Consider the following 24,582-nt stretch of genomic DNA (forward strand, 5'->3'; position numbering starts at 1 on the left):
CCGCGACCCTCAGCCGGTGGAGACGGCCCGCACGGCGAGGTCCCGCAGGTCGGCGTGCGCCTGCCGGTGGCTCGATCGCTCGACGGGCACCTCGAGGACCCGCACCCCGCGCGGCGTGGCGCCGACGAGCCGGGCCAGGTCCTGCGCGGAGCGCACCACCTCGTGGTCAGCCCCGTGGGCCCGGCAGAGCGCGGCCAGGTCGGTGCCGGTCGGGGTGGCGAAGACCCGCTCGAAGGCGTCGGACCGCTGCGGCGCGCCCGGCTCGAGCGTGGTGAAGATGCCTCCCCCGTCGTCGTTGACCACGACGAGGGTGAGGTCGGGGCGCGGCTCGTCCGGACCGACCAGCAGGCCCCCCGCGTCGTGGAGGAAGGTGAGGTCGCCGAGCAGCGCGTGCGTCGGTCGCCCGGCCCCCAGGGCCACCCCCGTGGCGGTCGAGACGATGCCGTCGATGCCGGCGAGGCCGCGGTTGGCGAGGACCCGCGTCGTGCTCCCGGGCCGGCCCGCGCTCGCGAGGTCGAGGTCGCGCACGGGGTTGGACGAGCCGACGACGAGGACGCCGTCGTCGGGCAGGGCCGCGTCGACGGTGGCGGCCACGGCCAGCCCGCTCGGCCAGGGGAACCCTCGCGCCGCGACCGCCTCGGCCACCCGCCGGCCGGCCTCGTCCCAGGCCCGCGCCCACGGCCCTCGCGGCGCCGGCCGGGCCGCGGGCTCGTCGTGGGCCGCGAGCGCGCTCCAGGGGTGGACCTGTGCCGCCAGGTGCGAGGGGTCCGGCCAGGTGCTACCGCGGGTGACCACCTCCACCCGCACCCCGGGACGACGCAGCAGCGCGGCGACCGGGCGCGCCAGGGTGACCCGACCGACGACGACGACCCGCTCGGGGGCGTGGTCGACCAGCCAGTCGGTGGCGCTGAGCAGCAGCGGCCCGTGGGGCAGGCTGGCCGCGCGCGCCGCCGGGCCGGCGAACGGCTCGGCGACGACGGGGTAGCCGCGGGCCGTCGCCCAGGCCAGGGCCGCGTCGCCGTCCACGCCGTCGCCGACGACGACGAGTGTGCGCTCGAGGTCCTCCAGTGCCGGCGCGGCCGGGCTCGTCACCGGCGCCACCGCGACCCACGGCTGCCCGCCGGGCCGGCCGGCGAGGTGCTCCGGCAGTGCTCGGTCCTCCTCGGGCACGAGCGGCTCGCGGAAGGCGACGTCGAGGTGCACCGGGCCGGGGGCCGCCCCGAGGTCACCGCGCGCGGCCACGAGCGCCCGGCAGACGCTCGAGCGCCACCACGCGCCGACGGGCTCACCGGAGGCCGGCACCGCGGCGACGGCCGGCAGGTCGGCCTCGAAGCGCACCGCCGGCCCGAAGATCCCCGGCTGCGAGGTCGTCTGGTTGGCACCGCTGCCACGCAGCTCGTGCGGTCGGTCGGCGGAGAGCACGACGAGGGGGACGCCCCCGTGGTGGGCCTCGAGCACGGCCGGGTGCAGGTTGGCCACCGCCGTCCCGGACGTCGTGACGAGGACCGCCGGGCGCCCGCTGCCCCGGGCGAGGCCGAGGGCGAGGAACCCCGCGGAGCGCTCGTCGACCCGGACGTGCAGGCGCAGCCGGCCCGTGCGCTCGACCGCGAGGACGGCGTACGCGAGGGGGGCCGAGCGCGAGCCCGGGGAGAGGACGACGTCGGTGACCCCGCCGCGGACGAGCTCGTCGACGAGCACGCTCGCGAGCGCCGAGGAGGGGGTCACGGCCGTGGATTCTGCCACCCCCTCTCGATCGCGACCTCGTTGACCGAGCGCACCGGGCGGCGCAGGAAGGCCGCCGCCGACACCTCCCAGCCCGCGAGACCGGGCACCGTCCCCCGCGGCGCGTCCTGCGCCGCCCGCACCGTGGACTCGTACTCGCCCAGGGCGTGCCGGCCGGGGTCGGTGGCCGGCCCGTCGCCGACCCGCAGGGTCAGCCACGAGGCGCGGGCGGGGTTGGGCGTGAGGTCGAGCGTCGGCACCGGGTCGTCCGCGTGCTCGACCGAGAGCACCCGGACGCGCTCCGGGACGGCGAAGACCCCGACGGGCGCTCCCGTCGTCAGGACGTGGGTCACCCGGTGTGTCGAGCCGAAGTCGGGGTCGGCGGCGATGGCGGCCGCGTGGATGCCGCCCTGGCTGTGCCCGACGAGCAGCACCGGCTCGCCGGCGACACGCGCGGCACCGACTCCCCGGCGCCGGGCCGATGCCCGCATCGCCGCGTCGAGCGCCGCCGTGACCCCTGCGGCGGCCAGCGTCGCGTCCCCGGTGACCGACCGGACGTCGGCCGTCAGGTCGAAGGGGTTGGCCCCCGCCCGCGGGGACCACGTCTGGGTGCCGGGGACGGCGACCACCCAGGCCGACCCACCCCCCGGGTCGGCGACCTCGACGACCCGCACCCGGCCGCCGTCCAGCCCCTCACCGAGGGCCACGAGGTCGGCCGGCCGCTGCACCGGGGCGGGTGACCACGTCGGAGCAACCCGGCGCAGCACCGGGTGCGCCCCGGACTCCTCGAACAGCCCGGCGCGACCGGCGGCGTCGGCCCCCGAGTGCACGCCGGCGAGGACCGACGCGGCCGCCTCCTCGACCTCGGCGTAGGCCCGCGCCGCCACCCGCAGCCGCACCGCGAGGGCGTCGAGCGCCAGGGCCTCACCCCACAGCCCGGCCGGCCCGACGAGGCGCAGCCCGTCGCCTTCGAGCCGCACCCAGGCCGCGAGCAGGCCGAGGTCCCCGACGGTGGCCACGCCCGGTGAGCGGCACCGGGTGAGCGCCCCGCCGACGCTCTCCCCCTGCGCGCGCAGCTCCTCCGCCCCGAGAGACAGCCGCTGGGCCGCCGCGAGCAGCGCCGCCGAGCGGACCGCCACCCGGGTCACGACGCCCGCCCGACCTCGTCGCCGGAGGCCTCCGCCACCGCCCGAGCCAGCGCGCGCACCGACGCACCGAGCCAGCCGAGCTCGTCCTGCAGGGCGGCCAGCCGGGCCGAGCGGTCCTCGACGGCGGCGCGGTACCGGTCCGCCGCGGGCCCCTCCCACCAGGCGGTCGCGGCCCGCCCGAGGGAGGCCCGGCGCAGCGCGACGACCTCCGCCGCGGCCTCGACCCGCGCGGCGAGGCGCTCCAGCTCCACGGCCTCCACGGGCCCTCCCTCCGACGTCGACGGCGCTCCCGCCGAGGGCTCCATGCCACCCCCGGCCGCGCCCGGCCACCAGGGCGGGCAACGCGGATGTGGACGGACGGCACCGGAGCCGGCGCCTGTGGACGCACCCCCGGCGACCTACCCTGAGCCCCATGCCCCACCACGACCTCGTCATCATCGGCAGCGGCTCGGGCAACTCCCTGCTCACGCCGCAGCTCGAGGGCTTGGACGTCGCCATCGTCGAGAAGGGCACCTTCGGGGGCACCTGCCTCAACGTCGGGTGCATCCCGACGAAGATGTTCGTCGTGCCGGCCGACCGGGTGGTCGACGCCCAGGACGCCCACCGCCTCGGGGTCACCTTCGACCCGCCGTCCGTCGACTGGCCGGCCATCCGCGACCGGATCTTCGCTCGGATCGACCCGATCTCCCGCGGCGGTGAGGAGTACCGGCAGGGCCAGGACGGCGTCACCCTCTACCGCACCCGGGCCCGGTTCACCGGCCCGCGGAGGCTCGTGCTGGACACCGGCGAGGAGCTGACCGCCGAGCGCATGGTCGTCGCCGCGGGCAGCCGCGCGGTGGGTCTGGCCGTCGAGGGGCTGACCGGCCCCGACCCGGACCGCGGCGTGCACACCTCGGACACCGTGATGCGCATGGCGTCCCTGCCGACGCGGATGGCGGTGGTCGGCGGCGGCTTCGTCGCGTGCGAGATGGCCCACGTCCTCGCCGGCCTCGGCGTCCACGTCACCCAGGTGCAGCGCTCCCCCCGGCTGCTCATGGCCGAGGAGTACGAGGTCTCCGAGCGGTACACCGAGGCCGCCCGCCACCGCTACGACCTGCGCCTGTCGAGCACGGTGACCCGGGCCGAGCACGTGGCCGGGGTGTGGCGCCTGGAGACCGAGGAACCCGAGGGGCACGCGCACGTCGAGGCCGAGGCGGTGCTCCTGGCCGTCGGGCGACGCCCGAACAGCGACCTCGTCGACGCCGCCGCGGGCGGCCTGGACACCCACCCCGACGGTCGGCTCGTCGTCGACGCCCAGCAGCGCACGAGCGTGCCGAAGGTGTGGGCGCTCGGGGACGTCAGCTCGGCGCACCAGCTCAAGCACGTCGCCAACCACGAGGCGCGCAGGGTCGCGCACAACCTGGCCGTCGACCTCGGCCGGGTCGAAGGGGCCCCGTGGGAGGAGGACGGGCGCCCCGTGCCGCACGCCGTCTTCGGGCACCCCCAGGTGGCCTCCTTCGGCCCGACTGCCGCCCAGCTGCATTCGGCGGGAACCGAGTTCGTCACCTACACCCAGAAGGTCGGCGACGTCGCGTACGGGTGGGCCCTCGAGGACACCACCGGCGTCCTCACGGTGCACGCCAGCCCGGACGGCCGCATCCTCGCGGCGCACATGGCCGGCCCGCACGCGTCCACCGTCATCCAGCCCCTCATCCAGGCGGTGAGCCTCGGCCAGCACGCCCACGAGGTCGCCCGGGGCCAGTACTGGATCCACCCGGCGCTCGCCGAGGTCGTCGAGAACGCCCTGCTCGGGCTGCCCCTCGGCTCCTGAGGACGCCGCCGCGAGCGCGGGCCGGGCCGGAGCCCGCACGGGGTCTTGGTCAGCGACCGCGGTCGGGCAGGTGCTCGTAGGCGGCGGCGACCCGCTCGCGCCACCACGCGTCGCGCTCGGGTGCGGCGGCCCATCGCTGCAGCAGGCCCTCGTCGGCGCCGACCCGGCGGACCGGCAGCGAGCCGGAGGCGGGCACCATCGGGTCGGTTGCGACGTCCCCGCCGAGCAGGGCCACCGTCCCCAGCCCACAGGCGAACTCGAGGTCGGGAAGGGCCGCGGCGAGGGCCACGCCGCCGGCGATGCCCACGCTCGTGTCGAGCGCCGAGGAGACGACCGCGGGCAGCCCGCACTGCTCGACGATGCCGAGGGCCGCACGGACGCCGCCTAGGGGGGAGACCTTGACGACGACGACGTCGGCGGCGCCGAGCTCGCGCACCCGCAGCGGGTCGGCGGCCTTGCGGATGGACTCGTCGGCCGCCACCCGGACCTCCAGGCCCCGCCGGGCCAGCAGCCTCCGCAGGTCGCGCAGCTCGACGGCCGTGTTGCACGGCTGCTCGGCGTACTCCAGGTCGTAGCGCGCCAGCCTGCCGAGCGCATCGGCAGCGTCCTCGACCGACCAGGCCCCGTTGGCGTCGACCCGGACCCGGCCACCGCGGCCCAGGCCCGCCCGGACGGCCGCGACCCGGGCGAGGTCGTCCGCGAGCCCCTGCCCGCGCTCGGCCACCTTGACCTTGGCCGTCGTGCAGCCGGGGAAGCGCCCGAGGACCGCCGGGACCTCATCGGCGGGCACCGCGGGCACGGTGGCGTTGACCGGCACCACGTCGCGCACCGGCGTCGGGAGGCCGTCGTACGCGGCCTCGAGCGCCGCGGCCAGCCACCGGGATGCCTCGGGAGCGCCGTACTCGAGGAAAGGGGCGAACTCCCCCCACCCGGCCGGCCCCTGCACGAGCGCGGCCTCGCGCACCCGCACGCCGCGGAAGGGCACCCGCATCGGGATGGCGACGACACGCAGCCCGGCGAGGATCTCCTCCAGCGGCGGTGCGGTCACGCGTCCACCGTAGGCGGGCCCGTCCGGCACGTCGCTCGCCGGTGACCGTCTTCACCCCGCTCCGGGGCCGAGCGCCCGGCCGTTAGCCTTGCGGCGTGACGGCGATCGACGGCGTGAGCGAGACCTTCGACCCCTCGGCGTGGCAGGAGGTCCCCGGCTTCGAGGACCTCACCGACGTCACCTACCACCGCGCGGTCGGCCTCGGCTGCGTCCGGGTGGCCTTCGACCGGCCCGAGGTGCTCAACGCCTTCCGCCCGCACACCGTCGACGAGCTCTACCGCGTCCTCGACCACGCCCGCCGCACCCCGGACGTCGGCGTCGTGCTGCTCACCGGCAACGGCCCCGGGCCCGCAGGGACCGGCGCCGAGGGGGCGTGGGCCTTCTGCTCCGGCGGCGACCAGCGCATCCGCGGGCGCTCGGGCTACCAGTACGCCGAGGACGAGACGGCCGACACCGTCGACGCCCTGCGCACCAAGGCCGAGGGCGGGCGGCTGCACATCCTCGAGGTCCAGCGCCTCATCCGCACGATGCCCAAGGTCGTCGTCGCCGTGGTCGGCGGCTGGGCGGCCGGTGGCGGGCACAGCCTCCACGTCGTGTGCGACCTGACCATCGCCTCCCGCGAGCAGGCCCGGTTCAAGCAGACCGACGCCGACGTCGGGTCCTTCGACGGCGGTTACGGGTCGGCCTACCTCGCCCGGATGGTCGGCCAGAAGCGGGCCCGCGAGATCTTCTTCCTCGGGCGGACGTACTCCGCCGAGGACATGGCGCGGATGGGCGCGGTCAACCTCGTCGCCGACCACGCCACCCTCGAGGCGGAGGCGCTCACCGTGGCGCGTGAGGTCATGGGCAAGTCGCCGCAGGCGCAGCGGATGCTCAAGTTCGCCTTCAACCTCGTCGACGACGGGCTCATGGGTCAGCAGGTCTTCGCCGGCGAGGCCACCCGGCTGGCGTACATGACCGACGAGGCCGTCGAGGGGCGCGACCAGTTCCTCGAGAAGCGCGACCCCGACTGGTCACCGTTCCCCTGGTACTTCTGAGCGCGCACCCCCGTCGGAGCCCGCGCCCGGCCCGCCGAGCCGTCGGCGCGTGAGCCGGCCTCGGGGACCCGGCCGGCGGCTCAGCCCGAGCCGCCGATGTCGACGTCGTACGCGGCGTGGATGAGGTCGGACCCGCGCTGCCGGTGCCGCACCAGCCGCCCGATGAGCCGGGTCGCCGCCTCCCGGTGCTCCTGGACCGCCGTCGCCCCCGGCACCCCCTCGTCCCGCTCGCCGAGCAGCCGGTCGACCTCGGCGAGCAGCTCGGCGTGGTCGGTGAGCTGCGCCTGCACCCCCGCCGACAGCCGTGGTTCCCGCTCCCGCAGGTCGGCGTAGAGGCCGTCGGGAGCCTCGGTGAGGTCGACGTGGTCGCGCAGGTCGTGGGCGAGCTCGGTGAGGGCGGCCCTGACCCGTCGGCGCCAGACCGACCCGAGCCCGACCGGCAGGGCGAGGGCCGCGTCGAGCGCCGCCATCGACTCCCCGAGCTCGGCCCGGTGGGCGCGCACGCGCTCCAGGTGGCGGGCGAAGGACTCGTCCATGGCGCCTCCTCGCGACCCCGCCATCCTCGCGCCGATCGACGGTGGTGGCCAGCCCGCGGGTGCCGGTGTCCGGCTCCTACAGTGGCGGCATGGACCTCGAGCCGCTGCCCGTCCCCGCCGGGCGGGCCGCCGTCGGCGTCCTGGAGCGGCTCCGGCGCGCCCTGGCCGGTGAGGGCGCCGTGCTCCCCCACCCGCCCGACTCGCCTCCCCCGGCCGTGCCCGAGCCCGTCGGCGCCCTGCCCGAGGACCTCGCCGTCGTCGTCGGGACCTCCGGATCGACCGGGTCGCCCAAGCTCGCCCTGCTCGGCTCGCAGGCGCTCGCGTCGAGCGCCCGTGCCACCCACGAGCGGCTCGGGGGCCCCGGGCAGTGGCTGCTCACCCTTCCGGCCCACCACGTCGCCGGCATCCAGGTCCTCCTGCGCAGCCTCGACGCCGGCAGCGAGCCGGTCACCACCGACCTCAGCGACGGCTTCACCCCGGCGGCGTTCACCGCCGCGGTCGGCCGGCTCGACCCCGGCCTGCGGGGCTACACCTCGCTCGTCCCCACCCAGCTGGTCCGCCTGCTCGCCGACGCCGCGGCGACCCGGGCGCTCAGGGCGCTGCAGGGGGTGCTCGTCGGCGGTGCGGCCACGCCGCCGGCCCTGCGGCGACGGGCCGAACAGGCCGGGGTGACCCTGCACCTGACCTACGGGATGAGCGAGACCGCCGGCGGCTGCGTCTACGACGGCCTCCCCCTGACCGGGGCTCGCGTGCGGACCGACGACGAGGGGCGCGTGCACCTCGGCGGTGCGACGCTCGCGCACGGCTACCTCGGCCGTCCCGAGCTCACGGCACGCTCCTTCACGACCGACCCCGACGGCTCACGCTGGTTCCGCACCGACGACGCGGGCCACGTCGACGACGCCGGTCGGCTGCACGTCGAGGGCCGGCTGGACGACCTGGTCAACACCGGCGGGATGAAGGTCGCGCCCCGCGGCGTCGAGGAGGCCGCGCTCGAGCACCTGCCCGGGGTGCTCGAGGCGGTGGCTGTCGCCACCCCCGACGCCGAGTGGGGCCAGGCGGTCAGCCTGCTCCTCGTCCCGGCGCCCGGGGCCCGGCCGCTCCCCCTGCCCGAGGTGCGCGAGCGCCTGCGGGGCCACCTGCCCGACCACGCCCTGCCCCGGCGGGTGGTCAGCGCCCCCGCGGTACCCCTGCGGGGCCCCGGCAAGCCGGACCGCGCCGCCGTCGCCGCGCTCTTCGCCGTGGGAGGATGACGCCGTGCTGCGGTACCTGCCCTACCTCCTCAGCCTCGCGCTGACGGTCTACTGCCTCGTCGACGCCCTCCAGAGCGACGAGCTCGTCATCCGCAACCTGCCGAAGATCGCCTGGGTGCTGCTCGTCCTGCTCTTCCCGGTCGTCGGCCCGGTCGCCTGGCTCGTCGCCGGCCGGCCGGAGCGCTCGGCCTCGGCCCCCGCCGCCGGCCAGCAGCAGCGTTGGGAGGACCACCGCCGCTCCCGCGACCGGCAGCAGCCGCCGCAGCGGCCACCGCGGGGCCCCGACGACGACCCCGACTTCCTCAAGGGACTCTGAGCGAGCGATGGCCACCCCCTCCCAGTGGGTGGCGGGCGCCCGCCCGCGCACCCTGCCCGCCGCCGTCGCCCCTGTGGTCCTCGGGACCGCCGCAGCCGTGCGCGTCGGGGCCGCGCACGTCGGCCTCGCCGTGCTCGCGCTGCTCGTCGCGCTCGCCCTCCAGGTGGCGGTCAACTACGCCAACGACTACTCCGACGGCGTCCGCGGCACCGACGAGGTGCGGGCCGGGCCGGTCCGGCTCGTCGGCCAGCGGCTCGCCGAGCCGCGGGTCGTCAAGCGCGCGGCCTTCGCGGCCTTCGGGGTCGCCGGCGTGGCGGGGCTCGCCCTCGTCGTGCTCTCGTCGGCCTGGGTGATGCTGCCTCTCGGCGCGCTCGCCGTCCTCGCCGCCTGGCGCTACACGGGGGGCACGAACCCCTACGGCTACCGCGGCCTCGGCGAGGTGTACGTCTTCGTCTTCTTCGGGCTCATGGCCACGCTCGGGACCGAGTACACCCAGGCGGGCGCGGTGTCGTGGTTCGGGCTCGCCGGCGCGGTCGGTGTCGGTGCGGTCGCCTCGGCGATCCTCGTCGGGAACAACCTGCGCGACATCCCGACCGACACCGAGCACGGCAAGCGCACGCTCGCGGTGCGCCTCGGGGACGAGCGCACCCGCTCGCTCTACGTCGAGCTGCTCGGCGCCTCGGTGCTCGCGCTCGCCGTGATGGCCGCCTGGCAGCCGTGGGCGCTGCTCGGCCTGGTGGCAGCGCCCCTGGCCGCCCGCGGCGTGCGCGTCGTGCGCTCCGGGACGACGGGGCCCGCCCTCGTCCCGGTGATCGCCTCGACGAGCCTGTACGAGGTGGCCTACGCGGTGCTCGTGCTCGCCGGCGTGGCAGTGGGCACCGCCCTGGGCTGAGCGCCGCCCCGGGGGCGCAGCCTCACCCGGTGGAGCCTCAGCGGAAGTCGTCCTCGTCCGGCGTTCCGGCCTCGGTCTCGGCGTCCTCGACGTCCTCGTCGCTCGGGTGGCTCGCCTGGTGCTCCCGGCGCGCGACCGAGCGGCGCTCGAGCGACTCCGCCAGCTGCGCGGAGTAGTCCTGGCGGAAGCGGCGCAGGGCGACGTAGGAGATGGCCATGGACAGCAGCGCCGCGAGGACGACGAGGAGGAGGTAGTCCTCGGGGTCGCGCAGCCCGAGCAGCCAGAGGAGCAGGAGGCACCCGAGGAAGACGAGCAGGCGCAGGACGGAGTAGCGCAGCACGGCGTTCATCGTGGCGGGCGCCCTCACAGCCCGGAGTAGGAGTGCTGGCCGACGACGAAGACGTTGACCACGGCGAAGTTGAGGATGAGGCAGACGAAGCCGGCCAGCGCGATCCACGTCGCGTTCTGGCGCTTCCAGCCGCTCGTCGCGCGGGCGTGGAGGTAGGCCGCGTAGACGACCCAGATGACGAAGCTCCACACCTCCTTGGGGTCCCAGTTCCAGTACGAGCCCCAGGCCTGGCGGGCCCAGATCGCCCCGGCGATGACGGTGAAGGTCCACAGCGGGAAGGCCACGACGTGCGCCGAGTACGCCATCCGCTCCAGGCCCCGGCCGGGGGGCAGCCGGGTCATGAACGAGCCGCCCGCCCCGGCCCGGGACTCGATGCGGTCCTGGAGGAGGTAGAGCACCCCGGCGACCGCGCCGAGGGTGAAGACCGCGACCGAGAGCGTCGCGATCGTCACGTGCACGGCCAGCCAGTACGAGCGCAAGGAGGGCATGAGGGCGGAGGCGTCGGTGTACCAGACGCTCACCGCCGAGCCGAGCACGGCGAGGACCGGAGCCATGACGAAGGCGCCCATCCACCGTAGGTCGCGCCGCGTGGACCAGGCGACGTAGCCGAGGAGGGTGAACATCGCGCCGGCGAGGGCGAACTCGTACATGTTCCCCAGCGGCCAGCGGTGCACCTCGGCCGCCCGCAGGACCACCCCGGCGACGAGGAGCAGCGTCCCGAGGACGGTCAACGAGCGGGCGATGCCGGCGGCCTTGCGCGCGCCGAGCGACTCCTCCCCCGCCTCGTCCGCGCCGGACGCCGCGGGGCCGGCGGCCCGGCCTGCCGCCGCCCCGGCGCCGTCAGCGGTTCCGGACGCAGGCGCGCCGTCAGTGCTCGAGAGGGCGCCACCGGCGGCGACCAGCTCGCGTGCGGGCGCCCTGGACGCATCGCCGCGGGCGCGTGCCGGTGCCACCTTCGCGAGGTAGACGACGTACCCGACGAGGGCGAGGAAGAGGACGAGGATCGCCGAGTACACGGCGTCGTTCGACAGCTGGGCGTACGTGGTGTCGGTCATCGGGTTCCTTCGGGTGCGGTGAGGACGGCGGCGACCTCGTCGGCCATCCCCTCGTCGTCGTCCTTGGCCAGGCCGCCGACGGAGACCACCGTACGGCCTGGGGCCTCGGCCGGCCCAACCCGCACGAAGACCCGCCGCCGCCGGACGACGAGGCTGAGGACGAGCCCGGCGAGCGCGAGCAGCGCCGAGACGAGGGTGAGGGTCTTGCCCGGGTCGGTACGGATCGACAGGCCCGCGAAACGCTCGACGCCGTCGAAGGTGACCGTGCCCCGGTTGCCGGGCAGCTCGTAGGACTCGCCGGGACGCAGGAGGATGCGCAGCTGGTCCGCGCCGTCCTTGCCCTTCAGCGGCGTCATCGCGGTCGTGTCGAGGGTGTAGACCGACTGGGGTGTGCCGTCCGGGAACAGCTCGCCGCTGAAGGCGGTGAGCACGAGCTGCGGGTCGAGGGTGTCGGGAAAGACCGAGTGCGGGCCGCTCTCGTCGTCGATGACCCCCGTCGGCAGGAAGAACCCCGCGAACCCGAGGTCGTCGGGCTCGGCGCCGGGCACCTTGACCGCGCCCACCGAGGTGTAGTTGTTGTCCTGCGCGAGAAAGGGGGTGGCGTCGGAGTACACGACCGTGCCGTCGGCGTCCTTGACCGTGATGTGCGGGGCGTACCCGTTGCCGAGGAGGAAGACCGACCCCGCGCCCGTCTCCAGCGGGTGGTTGACGGAGATCTCGCGCCTCGAGGAGCTCCCGTCCGCGTCGGTGAAGGTCGTGCTCGCCCGGAAGTCGCGGGGCATCCCGAACTGGCCCCGCCCGGTGTCCTCGGTCTCGAAGGTCACGTCCATCGCGTCGAGCCGGATCGTGTAGGGCGCCAGGTCGTTCGGGTCGACCCAGGGCCCCGGGCTGAACGTGTCGTAGCGCGAGAGCGTGTTCGCGAAGGTCTGCCCGACGGGGACGATGACGTCGCCCTTCCAGCCGAGCAGGTGCCCCCAGGCGACGCCGACGAGGACCCCGACGAGCGCGAGGTGGAAGACGAGGTTGCCGGTCTCCCGGGCGTAGCCCTTCTCCGCCGAGAGCGTCGTGTCGTCGTGGGCGTGCACCCGGTAGCGACGGCGGCGCAGGCTCTCGCGGAGACGCTCGCGCACCTCCTCCGGCGTCCCGTCGAGGGTCTCCTCGGCGTGCGCCGGCAGCCGCTCGAGGCGTCGCGGGGCACGCGGCGGGCGCGACCGCAGCTGGTGCCAGTGGATCCGGGTGCGCGGCACGACACAGCCGATGAGCGAGACGAACAGCAGGAGGTAGACCGCGGCGAACCACGGCGAGGCGTAGACCTCGAAGAAGCCGAGCCGGTCGAGCAGGGGCCCGGCGCTCGGGTGCTCGGTGATCCACTGGGCGGTGCGCGTCGCGTCGATGGAGCGCTGCGGGAAGGTCGAGCCGGGGATCGCGGCGACGGCGAGCAGGAGGAGGAGGAAGAGCGCCGTGCGCATGCTCGTCAGCTGGCGCCACAGGAAGCGCAGCCAGCCGCGCGGCCCGAGACGGGGCTGGGCGAGCGGCGCCCCCGGCCCCCGGCCTCCGTCGTCCGGCAGCGGCTGGGTGCTCAGGGGCGTGTCACGCGTCGTGCTCACAGCGACACCTCGAACCCGGAGACCAGCTCGGTCTGCACCCAGCGGTTGAGGTCCTCCCAGACGCCGGTGAGCAGGAGCAGCCCGACGGCCATGAGGAGTGCCCCGCCGAGCACCTGGATGGTGCGGGTGTGCCGCCGCAGCCACCCCGAGGCCCGGCCGGCCCGGTCCAGGCCGGCGGCGACGAGGAGGAAGGGCACCCCGAGACCCAGGCCGTAGGCGACCGCGAGGGTGACGCCGCGCGCCAGCTGCGGGTCGGTGGTCGCCGTGGCCATGACGAGGACGGCGGCGAGGGTCGGCCCGGTGCACGGGGCCCAGCCGAGCGCGAAGACCGCGCCGAGGAGGGGTGCACCGAGCAGCCCGGCCCGCGGGCGCCAGTGGAGGCGGACCTCCCGCTGGGTGCCGAGGCCGACGAAGACCAGGCCCATGAGCACGACGAGCGCCCCACCGACGCGCATGAGCACCCCCCGCTGCTCGACGAGGACCCGCCCGGCGCCGGTGACGAACAGCGACCCGAGGACGAAGACGGCGGTGAACCCGGCGACGAACAGCAACGCGCCGGCGAGGGTGCGGCCGCGCGCACGCTCGTCCGCTGCCTCCCCGGTGAGGCCCGTGACGTAGCCGAGGAACCCGGGGACGAGCGGCAGCACGCAGGGGCTCGCGAACGACACGAGCCCGGCGAGGGCGGCGACCCCCACCGCGAGCGGCAGGGCACCGCTGGTCACCGCGTCCCCGGCGGCGCTCGCGAGGGCGGCCGTCACGACTGCGCGACCACGTCGTCGACGAGCCCGGTGAGGGTGCTCGTGTCGACCGGGCCGTTGACGCGGGCGGCGATGCGCCCCTTCGGGTCGAGGACGAGGGTCGTCGGCACCGTCGGCGCCTTGCCCTGGAGCCTGAGGACGAGCACGCCCGACTCGTCGGTGAGGCTGGGGTAGGTGACACCGGCCTTCTGGGCGAACGCCGCGCCCCGCTCGGCCTCCTCGCGGAAGTCGATGCCGACGAACTGCGCGGGCACCTTCTCCTGCTGGACCTGCTCCCACGCCTTCTGCAGGTCGGGGGCCTCGGCGACGCACGGCGCGCACCACGAGCCCCACACGTTGAGCACGAGCACCTCACCGCGCGTGGAGGCGATGTCCCAGGAGGTGCCGTCGAGCAGGCTGCCCGACATCGTCACCGGCTCGTCGCGCTGTGCCTCGGGGATGGTCTCGACGGTGCCGTCACCGGAGACGTAGCCCTTCTGGTCGCCCGCCTTGGCCTGGGCCGCGACGGAGTTCGGGTCCTCCGTGCAGCCGGCGAGCGCGAGCGCGGCGAGGCCGGCGAGGCCGACGAGCACCCGGCGGGAGGGGGTCACGCGCCGGCTCCCTTGTGCGCCAGCGGCAGGAGCGCCGCAGCGGGCTCGCAGTAGGCGAGCGAGAGCAGCTCCTCGCCGAGGAAGGTCAGCGAGGTCAGGCTGGCCAGCGAGCACTCCCGCCGCCCGGGGTTGTGCACGAGGGAGCGGCCTTCGGTGGCCAGCCGGATCATCCAGATCGGCGCCTGGTGGCTCACGAGGACCGCCTCGTGGCCGTAGGCCGCCGCCCGCGCGTCGAGGACCGCGTCGCGCATCCGCTCGACGACGGCCGGGTAGGGCTCCCCCCACGACGGGCGCAGCGGGTTGAGCATCCGCGGCCAGAGCCTGGGATGGCGCAACAGCCCCCGCCCGCCGGCCACGGGCAGGCCCTCGAAGGCGTTCTCGGCCTCGATCAGCCGTTCGTCGAGGGTCGTCTCGAGGCCGTGGGCGGCCGCGACCGGGGCTGCGGTCTCCTGGGCGCGCTCGAGCGGGCTCGAGACGACGTGGACGACGTCGTGGTCCGCGAGGTGCTCGGCGGCCAGGTCTGCCATCCGGCGCCCGAGCTCGGAGAGGTGGTAGCCGGGCAGCCGGCCGTAGAGGACGTGCCCGGGGTTGTGCACCTCCCCGTGCCGCAGCAGGTGCACCGTCGTGCGCCGCGGCTCGGTCGGCGCGGCGCCGCCCGGGGAGGAGGTCATGGCCGGGATTGTCGCAAACCCGCCTGAGTGCCGCGGACCGGGTGGCGCTTCCCGGCGCCCTCAGCCGGCCGCGGCGGCCGCCGCGGCGGGCAGGGCCGCCAGGATCCGCTCGACCGCTGCGTCGTCGTGGGCGGCGGAGACGAACCAGCACTCGTAGGCGCTCGGTGGCAGGTAGACCCCGGCGTCGAGCATGGCGTGGAAGAACCGGGCGAAGGCCGCGGTGTCCTGGTCCCGGGCGTCGTCGTAGTCGCGCACCTCGCCCTCGCGGAAGAAGACCGAGAACATCGAGGACGCGGACTGCACCCGGTGCGCGACCCCGGCGCTCGAGAGGGCCTCGGAGACCGCCCCGCCGAGGGTGCCGGCCACCTCGGCGAGCCGGGCGTACACCGCCTCGTCGCAGTGCTGCAGGGTGGCCAGCCCGGCGGCCGTGGCCACCGGGTTCCCCGAGAGCGTGCCCGCCTGGTAGACCGGCCCGTCGGGTGCGAGCAGGGCCATGACGTCGGCGCGCCCGCCGAACGCCGCGGCGGGGAAGCCTCCGCCCATCACCTTGCCGAAGGTGAGCAGGTCCGGCCGCACGTCGACGTCCTCGTACCCCCACCAGCCGGCGCGGCTGCACCGGAAGCCGGTCATCACCTCGTCGGACACGAGCAGCGCGCCGTGCTCGGCGGTCACCCGGCGCAGCGCCTCGGTGAACCCGGGCGCCGGGGGGACCGCCCCCATGTTGCCCGCGGCGGCCTCGGTGATGACGCACGCGACCTGCTCGCCCCGCTCGGCGAAGGCCTGCTCGAGGGCGGCGACGTCGTTGTAGGGCAGGACGAGGGTCTCGGCCGCCATCTCGGAGGGCACGCCGGCGGAGTCGGGCAGGGCCAGGGTCGCGACCCCCGACCCCGCCGCGACGAGGAGGGAGTCGACGTGCCCGTGGTAGTGACCGGCGAACTTCACGACGAGGGAGCGTCCGGTGAACCCCCGGGCCAGCCGGATCGCGCTCATCGTGGCCTCCGTCCCGCTCGAGACGAGCCGCACCTGGTCCACCGGGGGGACCCGACGCACGATCTCCTCGGCGAGGGCGACCTCGTTCTCGCTCGGGGTGCCGAAGGAGGTCCCCCGGGACGCCGCGTCGTGGACGGCCTCGAGGACCGCCGGGTGGGCGTGCCCGAGGATCATCGGCCCCCAGCTGCCGACGAGGTCGACGTACTCGCGCCCGTCGGCGTCGGTGAGCAGGGGTCCGGACCCTCGGGCCATGAACCGGGGCGTGCCGCCGACCGACCGGAAGGCGCGGACCGGGCTGTTCACCCCTCCCGGGGTCACCGCCCGGGCACGGGCGAGGAGTGCGGCGGAGGCGGGGGCGTCGTCACCGGCGGACGGGGCGGCAGGGTGGTCGGTCACCCCTCCATTGTCGGTGCGGCGGGGTCCCGGGGGCTCAGCAGGGTCCCGCCGGCTCGGCCGGGGTGGTGGGGTCCTGCGCGTACGCGTCCCGGACGGCCTGCATCGCCTCGCCGAGGCCACGCAGCTGCTGCGGGGTGAGCACGTCGACGAGATGCCGGCGCACGCTCGCCACGTGGGCCACGGCGAAGCCCTCGAGCGCGTCGCGGCCCTGCTCGGTCAGCTCCAGCAGCACGCCTCGGCCGTCGTCGGGTGCCGGCGAGCGGCGTACCCAGCCCCGGCGCTCGAGCCGAGCCGCGGTGTGCGTGACCCGGCTGCGGGACTGGACGATGAGCGCGGCGAGCGCCGACATCCGTAGCCGCGCGCCCTCCGCCTCGGAGAGCATGGAGAGCAGCTCGTACTCCGAGAGGCTGAGCCCGAGGCACTGCAGGTCGCGGTCGAGGGCGAGGTCGAGCTCGCGGGTGGCTCGCAGGTAGGCGCGCCACCACTGCTGCTCCTGCGCGCTGAGCCAGCGCACGCCCTCGTCCATCCGGCCATCGTCCCACGCGCCTGGCCCGCCCTCGTGGCCCCGGGGTGCGGAACAGATCCGCGTCGTGCATAGTTGAAGCGTCAACTAGACCCCCTCATCGAAGGAGCAGCACATGAGCACCGACACCCTGACCGGCCTGAGCGCCGGCACCTGGACCATCGACCCGACGCACACCGAGGTCGGCTTCGTCGCGCGTCACCTCATGGTGAGCAAGGTGCGTGGCTCGTTCACCGACGTCAGCGGCACCGTCGTCGTCGGGGAGAACCTCGCCGACTCCACCGCCGAGGTCACCATCGGGACCGGCTCGGTCTCCACCGGCACGCCCGACCGTGACGCCCACCTGCGCGGCGGCGACTTCTTCGACGTCGACAACCACCCCCACATGACCTTCCGCTCGACGTCCTTCGACGGCACGACCCTCACCGGTGACCTGACGATCAAGGGCGTGACCAAGCCGGTCACCCTCGAGGTCGACTTCGGCGGCGTCGCCACCGACCCGTGGGGCAACGAGAAGGCCGCCTTCGAGGCCGAGGGCGAGATCGACCGCACCGACTGGGGCCTGACCTGGAACGCCCCGCTGGAGAAGGGCGGCGTCCTCGTCTCCGAGAAGGTCAAGGTCGTCATCGACCTCCAGCTCGCCAAGCAGGCCTGAGCAACCCCCCGGACCCGTCGAGGCCGGCGTCGCCCCGTAGGGGGGTGCGACGCCGGCCTCGACGTCTCTCCCCCCCTCTATTTCCCGCCTCGAGTGCGCAGGTGGTCGCTCTGGCGACCACCTGCGCACTCGAGGCGGGATGGGGGGGTGGGTTGGGGGGGTGGGTAGGGGGTAAGGGGGCGCGCGCTCAGAGGCGGGCGGCGACCTCGAGGGCGAAGTACGTGAGGACGATGCTCGCCCCGGCCCGGCGGATGCCGAGCACCGACTCGTCGACGACCCGGTCGCGCTCGACCCAGCCGCGCTCGGCCGCCGCGACGATCTGCGAGTACTCCCCCGAGATCTGGTAGGCCGCGACGGGCACGGGCGAGAGCGCAGCAGCGGCGGCGACCACGTCGAGGTGCGGGCCGGCGGGCTTGACCATGACGATGTCGGCGCCCTCGGCGACGTCGGCCTCGAGCTCGCGCAGGGCCTCACGGCCGTTGGCCGGGTCCTGCTGGTAGCTGGCCCGGTCGCCGACGAGCGAGGAGCGCACCGCCTCCCGGAAGGGCCCGTAGAGCCCCGAGGTGTACTTCGCCGCGTAGGCGAGGATCGCCGTGTCCCGGAACCCGGCGTCGTCCAGGGCCGTCCGGACGTGTCCCACCTGGCCGTCCATCATCCCGGACAGGCCGAGCACCGCGGCGCCGGTCGCGGCCTGGGCCAGCGCCATCGAGGCGTACCGCTCCAGGGTCGCGTCGTTGTCGACCGTGCCGTCGGCGGCGAGCACCCCGCAGTGCCCGTGGTCGGTGAACTCGTCGAGGCACAGGTCGGCCATGACGACGAGGTCCTCGCCCACGGCCTCGACGACCCGCCGCAGGGCGAGGTTGAGGATGCCGTCCTCGGCGTCGGCCCCCGACCCGCAGGCGTCCTTGGCCTCGGGCACCCCGAAGAGCATGATGCCGCCGAGCCCGGCCGCGACGCACCGCCGGGCCTCCTTGACGACGGAGTCCAGGGTGTGCTGGACCACCCCCGGCATCGCCTCGACGGGCACGGGCTGCTCGACGCCCTCGCGGACGAAGACGGGCAGGACGAGCTCGGCGGGGTGCAGCCGGGTCTCGGTGACGAGCCGGCGCAGCGCAGGCGTCCGCCGCAGCCGGCGCGGCCGGCCGGCCGGGAAGGGGGCGCCCGGCAGCGGGAGCGCCCCGGTCACGTCGCGCGCTTCCGGCCGCCGCTGCGGCGCTGGCTCGGCCGGACCACCTGCTCGCCCGCCTCGGCGGCGTCGAGCGCGAGCGATCGCCCGTGGTCGGCGAGCGCGTCGACGAGGGCGACCGCGCTCGGCTCCGGCGCGAGGACGTCGACCCGCAGGCCGTGCTCCTCGGCGGTCTTGGCGGTCGCCGGGCCGATGCAGGCGATGACGGTGCTCGGGTGCGGCTTGCCGGCGATCCCGACGAGGTTGCGCACCGTCGAGCTCGAGGTGAACAGGACGGCGTCGAAGGCACCGGCCTTGATGGCGTCCCGCACCGGCGCGGCGGGCGGGGCGGCCCGCACCGTCCGGTACGCGGTGACGTCGTCGACCTCCCAGCCGGTCTCCTGCAGCCCCGCGACGAGGGTGTCGGTCGCGATGTCGGCCCGGGGCAGGAAGACCCGGTTGATCGGGTCGAGGTCGGCGTCGAACGGCGGCCAGACCTCGAGCAGCCCGCGGGCGGACTGCTCCTCGACCGGGACGAGGTCGGGGTTGATGCCCCACTCGCGCAGCGCCTCGGCCGTGACGCCGCCGACGGCGGCGACCTTGAGCCCGGCGAAGGAGCGGGCGTCCAGACCGAACTCGTCGAACTTCTCGCGGATGGCCCGCACGGCGTTGACCGACGTGAAGCCGACCCACTCGTACCGGCCGGTGACCATGCCCTTGACCGCCCGCTCGAGCTGCTGCGGGGTCCTCGGCGGCTCGACCGAGATCGTCGGGACGATCTCGGCGTGCGCGCCGTGGTGCTCCAGGCGCGCGGTCATCGACCCGGACTGCTCCTTGGTCCGCGGGACGAGGACCGACCAGCCGTACAGCGGCTTGGTCTCGAACCACGAGAGGGTCTCGCGCAGCGGCACGGTGTCGCCGACGACGGCGAGCACGGGGAACCGCCCGGACGCCATCACCTCCGGCGCCTCGCCGAGGGTCGTGACGACCGTCCGCTGCTCGGTGCTCGTCCCGCGCTCGGTCACGGCCACCGGGGTGGAGGCCTCCCGCCCGGCTTCGAGCAGGGCGGCGAGGGTGCGGGCGGCCCGGTCGGGAGCCCCGAGGACGACGACGGTGGCCGCGGGGTCGAGGCCACCGGAGACGTCCGGGGACGCCGCACCGGCGGCGAGGACGTGGACGGCCGAGGTGGACTTGGTCGTCAGCGGCACGCCCGCGTAGGCCGGTACCGCGGTGAGGCTGCTGACGCCGGGGACCATCTCGAGCGCGATCCCCGCCTTGGTGAGCGCCTGGGCCTCCTCGGCGAGCCCGTTGAACACCGCCGGGTCACCGTCCATGAGCCGGACGACGAGCCCGCCGGGGTGGGCCTTGGCGGCCCGCACGACGAGCTTGGCCCGGGAGGCCTGGGTCAGCCGCTCCCCGTGGTCACCGTGGCCGGCGTCGATGACCTCGACGTCCGGGCGGGCGTGCCGCAGGGCGAGCTCCTCGCGGGCGACCTGGTCGATGACGACGGCGTCGGCCGCCGCGAGCAGCTCGGCCGCACGGACCGTGAGCAGCCCGGGGTCGCCGGGGCCGCCGCCGACGAAGGCGACGCGCGCGGGGACGCGGGAGGTGGACGGGGTGGTCGAGCGCGTGGTGCTCACTGGGCACGCTCCGTGAGAAGTCGGTCGGTGGACGTGGGCATGAGTTCTGCGGCGCCGTCCTCGAGGAGGAGGCGGGCCAGCCGGCGGCCGAGCTCGGCCGCGGCGGCCGGGTCGCCGGTCAGGGACCGGCGCAGGTCGGCCGAGCCGTCGGGGGCGGCGACGACCGCTCGCAGCGACAGCTCGGGGCCGTCCACCCCCTCGACGACCTCGGCGAGGGCGCCGACGGGTGCCGAGCAGCCGGCCTCGAGCTCGCCGAGCAGGGCACGCTCGGCGGTGACGCAGGCGCGGGCCTCGGCGTCCTCGAGGGTCGCCACGGCGGCGCGGACGTCCTCGGTGCCGCGGCGGACCTCGACGGCCAGGGCGCCCTGCCCGGGGGCCGGCAGCACCTGGAGGGGGTCGAGCAGCTCGGTCACCTCGGCGGCGCGGCCGAGGCGGCGCAGCCCGGCCGCCGCGAGGACGACGGCGTCGAGCCGGCCCTCGCTCACGGCACGGAGCCGGGTGTCGACGTTGCCGCGCAGCTCGGTGAGCTGCAGCCCCAGGCCGAGCGCCGCGAGCTGGGCGCGCCGGCGCGGCGACCCGGTGCCGACGGTGGCCCCGGCGGGCAGCTGGCCGAGGGTGAGCCCGTCCCGGGCGACGAGGGCGTCGCGCACGTCCTCGCGCACGGGGACGGCGGCGACCTCGACCCGCGGGTCGGCGGCGGTGGGCAGGTCCTTGAGCGAGTGCACCGCGAGGTCGACCTCCCCGGCGGCCAGCGCCTCGCGCAGCGCCGAGACGAAGACGCCGGTGCCGCCGAGGCTGGCGAGGGGGGTGGTGCGGTCACGGTCCCCGTCGGTGGTGACCTCGACGAGCTCCACGTCGTGCCCGAGCGCGCGCAGCCGCTCGGCCACCCACGTCGACTGGGTGCGGGCCAGGGCCGAGCGCCGGGTGCCGAGCCGCAGGGCGCTCATCGCTCCTCCCCCGGGAGGGTGGGCGGGGCGCTGACGAGCGAGACGTCGCGCGGGTCGAGGTCGAACAGCTCCGAGAGCGCCCGGGCGTAGCTGCCGCCCTGGCCCTCCTGGGCGAGCTCTTTGACCCGCACCGTCGGGGTGTGCAGCAGCTTGTCGACGACCCGCTCGACCGCCCGGCGCACCTCGGCGCGCTCCGCCGCGTCCAGCCCCGGGGTCCGCCGCTCGAGGCGCGCCAGCTCGGCGGCGACGAGCTCGCCGGCCCGGGCGCGCAGCGCGGTGACCGTCGGGGCGACCGCCTGTGCGGAGCGCTCGACGAGGTAGGCCGCGACCTCGGCGGTCACGAGCTCGTTGGCGACCGCGACCTGAGGCGCCGAACCGGCCTCGGCGAGGTCCTCCCCGAGCTCGGCGAGGCCGACGCGGGTGGCGCCCGCCAGCGCGGCGACGTCGACGTCGACGTCGTGCGGCAGAGCGAGGTCGACGTACACCTGCGGGCGCCCGTCGCGGGCCGCCAGCGCCGCGCCGGCGTCGGCGGCGGTGACGACCCGCCCCCGGGCACCGGTCGAGGCGAGGACGACGTCGGCCTCGGCGAGGGCCGCGCGCAGCTCGGTGAGCGGGCGGGCCCGTCCCCCGACCCGCTCGGCCACCGTGCGGGCGCGGTCCGGGTCGCGGTTGGCGACGACGAGCCCTCCGACGCCGTGCCGTGCGGCGGTCGCCGCGGCGAGGGCGCCCATCCCGCCGGCCCCCACGACGAGGACCGACCGCGCGCCGAGCCCCCCGAGGACGGCCTCGGCCCGGGTCAGCCCGGCGAGGACGAGCGAGCCGCTCACGAGGTCGATCTCGGTCTCGGAGTGCACCCGCTTGGCGACCCGCAGGGCCTGCTGGAGCAGCGCGTTGAGCGCCGGACCGACGTGGCCGTGCTTCTGGGCCCGCGAGAGGCTGCGGCGCACCTGCCCGAGGATCTGGGCCTCGCCGACGGCCATCGAGTCCAGCCCGGAGGCGACGGTGAACGCGTGGCAGATGCCGCGGTCCTCGTAGTGCACGTACAGGTGCGGCTGCAGCTCGGCCCGTTCGACCCCGCAGGCCTCGGCCAGGGCGTTGGTCACGTCGACCAGCGCACCGTGGAAGGTCAGGGACTCGGCGTAGACCTCGGTGCGGTTGCACGTGGAGAGCACGACCGCCTCGGTGACGTGCTCCGAGCGCAGGATGTCGGCCTCGAGCGCCGTCGCGGCCGAGCCGTCGAGGGCGACCGACTCCAGGAGCGAGAGCGGGGCCTGGTGGTGGGAGAGGCCGAGGACGACGAGGCTCACGGCGCCACCGCCTCGGCGACGGCGAGCCGCTGCCCGTGGAAGGCGAGGATCTGCAGCTCGGTCGAGAGGTCGACCTTCCGGACGACGACGGCGTCGGGCACGGTGAGGACGACGGGGGCGAAGTTCAGCACGGAGCGGACCCCGGCGGCGACGAGCGCGTCGCAGGCCTCCTGGGCGCTCTCCGGCGGGGTCGCGATGACGCCGATGGCCAGGCCCTCGCCCTCGACGAGCGCGGCGAGGTCGGCCATCGGGCGTACCCGGGAGCCGGAGACCCGCTCACCGACGACGCGCGGGTCGCGGTCGAGGAGGGCGATGACCCGAAAGCCCCGTTCGGCGAAGCCGCGGTAGGCGGCGAGCGCCCGCCCGAGGTTGCCCATCCCGACGATGGCGACCGGCCAGTCCTGGGTGAGCCCGAGCGCGGTCGCGATCTCGGAGGCGAGCCGCTCCACGTCGTAGCCGACGCCCCGGACGCCGTAGCTACCGAGGTGGGAGAGGTCCTTGCGCAGCTTGGCCGAGCTGACGCCGGCCGCGGCGGCGAGCTCCTCGGAGCTGACCGACTCGGTGCCCTCGTCGGCGAGGGCGGCCAGGGCCCGCAGGTAGACCGGCAGACGGGCCACCGATGCCTCCGGGACCCCCCGGCGGGTGGCTGCTGCGGTGGACACGAGCGGTCACCGGCTCCTTTCCCAGGTTGCGGTCGCGGGGCGGCGGGCAGGGCGGTGCCGGCCACAGGACCGCGGAACCCCGACAGCGTACGACTTTGTGAAGGGAGGCACAAAGTTGCGCACGACCCTGCGAGATGCTCCACCGGCACGGTGTGCTAGAAGCCCCCGCCGGTACCGGCCTCAGCGGGGCGGTGGGGTGGCGAGCGCGGCCCGCAGCCGAGCCTCGTCGACCCGCCAGAAGTCGTGCTGCCGGCCGTCGACGAGGGTGACGGGGACCTCCTCGGACCAGCGGGCGAGGAGCTGCGGGTCGGTGTCGACGTCGACCTCCTCCCACCCCGTACCGACGTCGGCGCAGACGCGGGCCACGACCTCGCGGGCGACGTCGCACAGGTGGCAGCCGGCGCGGCCGACGAGGGTGACCCGGACGGGAGGTTCGCTCATCGCCGGCCTCAGAAGAAGACCGACCGGCGCTGGGTGAGCAGCGCGTACAGGGTCTGCTGGATGGTCTCGCGGACCTGGTCGGTCAGGTCGAAGACGACCATCGGGTCCTCGGCGGCGCCCGGCTCGTGCCCCGCCGTCTCGACCGGCGTCCCGAACTCGATGATCCACTTGCTCGGCAGCGGCACGAGCCCGAGCGGGCCGAGCCACGGGAAGGTCGGCGTCACCGGGGCGTAGGGCAGCCCGAACAGCCGCGCGAGCGAGCCCATGTTGCCGAGGATGGGGGCGATCTCCTCGGCCCCGACGACCGAGCAGGGCACGATCGGCACCCCGGCGCCCAGGGCGACCGAGACGAACCCGCCCCGGCCGAACCGCTGCAGCTTGTAGCGCTCGCTGAACGGCTTGCCGATGCCCTTGAACCCCTCGGGGAAGACCCCGACGAGCTCACCCCCGCGGAAGAGCCGCTCGGCGTCCTCGTGGGCGGCCAGGGTCGACCCCGAACGGCGCGCGACGGCACTGACGACCGGGGTCTGGAAGAGCAGGTCGGCCCCGAGCGCCCGCATGGTCCGGTGCGCCGGGTGCTCGTCGTGGATGGCCAGCTGCACCATGAGCGAGTCCAGGGCCACCGTGCCGGAGTGGTTGGAGACCACGAGGGCGGGGCCCTCGGCGGGGATGTTCTCGATGCCGCGCACCTCGACGCGGAACCAGTGCCGGTACAGGGGCCGGAGCAGCGGGTAGAAGACGTGCTCGGTGAAGTCCTCGTCGAAGCCGAAGTCGTCGACGGTGTAGTCACCCTCGACCCGCCGGCGCAGGTAGGCCAGGACCTGCGCGACCCGGCGCTCCACGTCCTCGGGCTCGACCCCGGCCGCCTCGGCGGCGAGCCGCAGCGCCCCGACGAGGGCCTCCACGAGGTCGGCGAGGTCGGGCACGGGCAGCCCGGAGCGGCCCGGTGCGCCGGTCACCGTCGGGTCCAACGGGGGCGCGGCCTCGGCCCCGGACGGCCCGGACTCCCCCGGGGCCGGCGCGGCGGGCTCGGCCAGGCGCAGGCGGGGCCGGGCCGCCGCCTC

General features: G+C 75.8%; 26 protein-coding genes. 6 read left to right on the top strand and 20 right to left on the bottom strand.

What is annotated here, in order from left to right; genetic code table 11:
• Window positions 1-9: 9 nt before the first annotated feature.
• From menD to G8D98_RS05775, 3 genes are read right to left on the bottom strand one after another with little or no spacing between them, the layout of a single operon-like run.
• On the bottom strand, window positions 10-1,725 hold the full coding sequence (gene menD / locus G8D98_RS05765; protein ID WP_166100219.1) for a 2-succinyl-5-enolpyruvyl-6-hydroxy-3-cyclohexene-1-carboxylic-acid synthase: 1,716 nt from the start codon (window positions 1,723-1,725) through the stop codon (window positions 10-12).
• Window positions 1,722-2,870: a hypothetical protein gene (locus tag G8D98_RS05770; RefSeq protein ID WP_166100222.1), complete on the bottom strand. Its 1,149-nt coding sequence runs from the start codon at window positions 2,868-2,870 to the stop codon at window positions 1,722-1,724. Before G8D98_RS05770 ends, menD begins: the two co-directional genes overlap by 4 nt.
• Window positions 2,867-3,130 carry a hypothetical protein gene (locus G8D98_RS05775; protein WP_166100224.1) on the bottom strand — a complete coding sequence of 88 codons (264 nt, stop codon included), beginning with the start codon at window positions 3,128-3,130 and terminating at the stop codon, window positions 2,867-2,869. Before G8D98_RS05775 ends, G8D98_RS05770 begins: the two co-directional genes overlap by 4 nt.
• Window positions 3,131-3,282: 152 nt before the next feature.
• On the opposite strand from G8D98_RS05775, the gene G8D98_RS05780 reads away from it, so the two are divergent.
• Window positions 3,283-4,680, top strand: coding sequence for a mycothione reductase (locus G8D98_RS05780; protein WP_166100227.1), 1,398 nt, complete (start codon window positions 3,283-3,285; stop codon window positions 4,678-4,680).
• Between the two features lie 49 nt (window positions 4,681-4,729).
• On the opposite strand, the gene G8D98_RS05785 is transcribed toward G8D98_RS05780, so the two are convergent.
• Entirely contained in the window at window positions 4,730-5,728 is a 999-nt protein-coding gene (locus G8D98_RS05785; RefSeq protein WP_166100229.1) for an o-succinylbenzoate synthase, read from the bottom strand.
• Between the two features lie 95 nt (window positions 5,729-5,823).
• Between G8D98_RS05785 and G8D98_RS05790 the strand changes: the two genes are divergently transcribed.
• Entirely contained in the window at window positions 5,824-6,765 is a 942-nt protein-coding gene (locus tag G8D98_RS05790; protein ID WP_166100232.1) for a 1,4-dihydroxy-2-naphthoyl-CoA synthase, read from the top strand.
• An 80-nt stretch (window positions 6,766-6,845) separates the two neighbouring features.
• Here G8D98_RS05790 and G8D98_RS05795 read toward each other — a convergent pair whose 3' ends face one another.
• A complete protein-coding gene (locus tag G8D98_RS05795; RefSeq protein ID WP_166100235.1) occupies window positions 6,846-7,301 on the bottom strand; it encodes a hypothetical protein in 456 nt (151 codons plus the stop codon).
• Window positions 7,302-7,390: 89 nt separating this feature from the next.
• On the opposite strand from G8D98_RS05795, the gene menE reads away from it, so the two are divergent.
• From menE to G8D98_RS05810, 3 genes are read left to right on the top strand one after another with little or no spacing between them, the layout of a single operon-like run.
• Window positions 7,391-8,554 (top strand): o-succinylbenzoate--CoA ligase, encoded by a 1,164-nt coding sequence (menE, locus tag G8D98_RS05800; RefSeq protein ID WP_166100237.1) that lies wholly within the window; start codon window positions 7,391-7,393, stop codon window positions 8,552-8,554.
• Window positions 8,555-8,558: 4 nt separating this feature from the next.
• Window positions 8,559-8,870, top strand: a complete 312-nt coding sequence (locus G8D98_RS05805) for a PLDc N-terminal domain-containing protein (protein WP_166100239.1) — start codon at window positions 8,559-8,561, stop codon at window positions 8,868-8,870.
• Between the two features lie 7 nt (window positions 8,871-8,877).
• Window positions 8,878-9,762, top strand: a complete 885-nt coding sequence (locus G8D98_RS05810; RefSeq protein ID WP_166100242.1) for a 1,4-dihydroxy-2-naphthoate polyprenyltransferase — start codon at window positions 8,878-8,880, stop codon at window positions 9,760-9,762.
• Between the two features lie 37 nt (window positions 9,763-9,799).
• Here the strand turns inward: G8D98_RS05810 and G8D98_RS05815 are convergent, their stop codons facing one another.
• From G8D98_RS05815 to G8D98_RS05850, 8 genes are read right to left on the bottom strand one after another with little or no spacing between them, the layout of a single operon-like run.
• On the bottom strand, window positions 9,800-10,129 hold the full coding sequence (locus G8D98_RS05815) for a DUF4229 domain-containing protein (protein WP_166100245.1): 330 nt from the start codon (window positions 10,127-10,129) through the stop codon (window positions 9,800-9,802).
• The gene (ccsB, locus tag G8D98_RS05820; protein WP_166100248.1) at window positions 10,126-11,166 is read right to left on the bottom strand and encodes a c-type cytochrome biogenesis protein CcsB; all 1,041 of its coding nucleotides are present in this window, start codon (window positions 11,164-11,166) and stop codon (window positions 10,126-10,128) included. Before ccsB ends, G8D98_RS05815 begins: the two co-directional genes overlap by 4 nt.
• On the bottom strand, window positions 11,163-12,773 hold the full coding sequence (resB, locus tag G8D98_RS05825) for a cytochrome c biogenesis protein ResB (RefSeq protein WP_229661815.1): 1,611 nt from the start codon (window positions 12,771-12,773) through the stop codon (window positions 11,163-11,165). The genes ccsB and resB overlap by 4 nt, the downstream gene beginning before the upstream one ends.
• The gene (locus G8D98_RS05830) at window positions 12,770-13,531 is read right to left on the bottom strand and encodes a cytochrome c biogenesis CcdA family protein (RefSeq protein ID WP_166100251.1); all 762 of its coding nucleotides are present in this window, start codon (window positions 13,529-13,531) and stop codon (window positions 12,770-12,772) included. Before G8D98_RS05830 ends, resB begins: the two co-directional genes overlap by 4 nt.
• Window positions 13,528-14,121: a TlpA family protein disulfide reductase gene (locus tag G8D98_RS05835; protein WP_166100253.1), complete on the bottom strand. Its 594-nt coding sequence runs from the start codon at window positions 14,119-14,121 to the stop codon at window positions 13,528-13,530. Before G8D98_RS05835 ends, G8D98_RS05830 begins: the two co-directional genes overlap by 4 nt.
• A complete protein-coding gene (locus tag G8D98_RS05840; protein WP_166100255.1) occupies window positions 14,118-14,792 on the bottom strand; it encodes a histidine phosphatase family protein in 675 nt (224 codons plus the stop codon). The genes G8D98_RS05835 and G8D98_RS05840 overlap by 4 nt, the downstream gene beginning before the upstream one ends.
• Before the next feature lie 60 nt (window positions 14,793-14,852).
• Window positions 14,853-16,178, bottom strand: a complete 1,326-nt coding sequence (gene hemL / locus G8D98_RS05845; RefSeq protein ID WP_166100258.1) for a glutamate-1-semialdehyde 2,1-aminomutase — start codon at window positions 16,176-16,178, stop codon at window positions 14,853-14,855.
• A gap of 34 nt (window positions 16,179-16,212) precedes the next feature.
• On the bottom strand, window positions 16,213-16,704 hold the full coding sequence (locus G8D98_RS05850) for a MarR family winged helix-turn-helix transcriptional regulator (RefSeq protein ID WP_166100261.1): 492 nt from the start codon (window positions 16,702-16,704) through the stop codon (window positions 16,213-16,215).
• 112 nt (window positions 16,705-16,816) lie between these two features.
• Here G8D98_RS05850 and G8D98_RS05855 point away from each other — a divergent pair, with 112 nt between their 5' ends.
• Complete coding sequence (locus G8D98_RS05855; RefSeq protein ID WP_166100263.1) at window positions 16,817-17,356, top strand: YceI family protein; 540 nt, start codon at window positions 16,817-16,819, stop codon at window positions 17,354-17,356.
• Window positions 17,357-17,543: 187 nt separating this feature from the next.
• Here the strand turns inward: G8D98_RS05855 and hemB are convergent, their stop codons facing one another.
• From hemB to G8D98_RS05890, 7 genes are all read right to left on the bottom strand, one after another.
• Window positions 17,544-18,542, bottom strand: coding sequence for a porphobilinogen synthase (hemB, locus tag G8D98_RS05860; RefSeq protein WP_229661816.1), 999 nt, complete (start codon window positions 18,540-18,542; stop codon window positions 17,544-17,546).
• On the bottom strand, window positions 18,539-20,161 hold the full coding sequence (locus G8D98_RS05865) for a bifunctional uroporphyrinogen-III C-methyltransferase/uroporphyrinogen-III synthase (RefSeq protein ID WP_166100265.1): 1,623 nt from the start codon (window positions 20,159-20,161) through the stop codon (window positions 18,539-18,541). Before G8D98_RS05865 ends, hemB begins: the two co-directional genes overlap by 4 nt.
• Window positions 20,158-21,108 carry a hydroxymethylbilane synthase gene (gene hemC / locus G8D98_RS05870; protein ID WP_166100268.1) on the bottom strand — a complete coding sequence of 317 codons (951 nt, stop codon included), beginning with the start codon at window positions 21,106-21,108 and terminating at the stop codon, window positions 20,158-20,160. The genes G8D98_RS05865 and hemC overlap by 4 nt, the downstream gene beginning before the upstream one ends.
• The gene (locus tag G8D98_RS05875; protein ID WP_166100270.1) at window positions 21,105-22,415 is read right to left on the bottom strand and encodes a glutamyl-tRNA reductase; all 1,311 of its coding nucleotides are present in this window, start codon (window positions 22,413-22,415) and stop codon (window positions 21,105-21,107) included. Before G8D98_RS05875 ends, hemC begins: the two co-directional genes overlap by 4 nt.
• A complete protein-coding gene (locus tag G8D98_RS05880; protein ID WP_166100273.1) occupies window positions 22,412-23,077 on the bottom strand; it encodes a redox-sensing transcriptional repressor Rex in 666 nt (221 codons plus the stop codon). The genes G8D98_RS05875 and G8D98_RS05880 overlap by 4 nt, the downstream gene beginning before the upstream one ends.
• Window positions 23,078-23,257: 180 nt before the next feature.
• Window positions 23,258-23,518: a glutaredoxin family protein gene (locus G8D98_RS05885; protein ID WP_166100276.1), complete on the bottom strand. Its 261-nt coding sequence runs from the start codon at window positions 23,516-23,518 to the stop codon at window positions 23,258-23,260.
• 8 nt (window positions 23,519-23,526) lie between these two features.
• Window positions 23,527-24,582 (bottom strand): lysophospholipid acyltransferase family protein (locus G8D98_RS05890; protein ID WP_338088740.1); only part of this gene is annotated, 1,056 nt, incomplete at its 5' end.

The organism is Phycicoccus endophyticus (assembly GCF_011326735.1).
Taxonomy (GTDB): Bacteria; Actinomycetota; Actinomycetes; order Actinomycetales; family Dermatophilaceae; genus Phycicoccus; species Phycicoccus endophyticus.